This window comes from Streptomyces montanus (assembly GCF_005786655.1).
GTDB lineage: Bacteria > Actinomycetota > Actinomycetes > Streptomycetales > Streptomycetaceae > Streptomyces > Streptomyces sporangiiformans.
Genome location: NZ_VBZC01000155.1, coordinates 563 through 1,477, shown reverse-complemented (window position 1 = coordinate 1,477; position 915 = coordinate 563). Strand labels below are relative to the sequence as shown.

General features: G+C 69.6%; 2 protein-coding genes. Both read right to left on the bottom strand.

Annotated elements, in window-relative coordinates; genetic code table 11:
* Positions 1-586, bottom strand: a 586-nt coding sequence (locus FE633_RS46880) for an ABC transporter permease (protein ID WP_138051252.1), incomplete at its 3' end; no start/stop codon positions are given.
* 3 nt (positions 587-589) lie between these two features.
* The coding region (locus FE633_RS49105; RefSeq protein ID WP_246114167.1) for a TOBE domain-containing protein at positions 590-915 on the bottom strand (326 nt) is incomplete at its 5' end.

Genomic DNA, 915 nt, shown 5'->3' with positions numbered 1-915 from the left:
CCGCGGCCGCGAGCAGTCTGCGGTCCACGCCGCGCATCACGCCGTACAGCAGCAGCACGGTGTAGGGCAGCATCATGGAGGTGGTGCCGATGACCACGCCGATCTCGTTGTAGAGCAGCTGGAACGGCGCTCCGGGGACCCACAGGCCGGACAGGGTCTCATTCACCAGGCCCTTGTCGCCGAGCAGGATGATCCAGCCGTAGGTGCGCACCAGGGCGCTGATGAAGTGCGGCACGACCACGACCAGCATCGCAAGGCCCGCCCACAGGGGCTTGAGCCGGGTGATCGCGTTGGCCAGGACGAAGCCGAAGACGAGGCTGAGCAGCGCCGTCTCGGCGGAGATCCGCAGCGTGGTGAGCAGCACCGAAAGGTTGACGCCGGTCAGCGCGTCGGCGTACCAGTGCAGGGTGAACGATCCGTCGGCGTCCTTCAGGCTCAGCAGCAGGGTGCTGAAGATCGGGTAGACGAACAGCACCAGGAGATAGACGACGACCGGCAGCGCGTAGAGGATCCCGACCCGCGTCCGGCGTGACGCCAGGAGCTTGCGCGGACGGGCGGGAGCCGTGGCGGTGAGGGTGGCTGCCATGGCTCACCCTGCCTGTTCGGTCGGGAAGAGGTTGACGTCCTCGGGGTCGGCGGTGATCCCGACCCGCTCGCCGGCGACCGGGTCCCGGCCGGCCGGGACCTCCAGACGCAGCAGCGGCGCCTCCTTGCCGTCGATCCGCACCCCCGCGCGCACCAGGGTGCCCACGTACGTGGCGGTTTCCACCGTTCCGGTACAGAACCCGTCATCACTGGCACAGGCCCGCAGTCGGCCCGGCTGCACAGCCACCTTCACCTGAGTGCCGGAGGCCAGCTGGTGGCGGCGCGCCTTCAGCAGGCCGCCGCACTGGTCGAGGCGGACCAGGGTGTGCG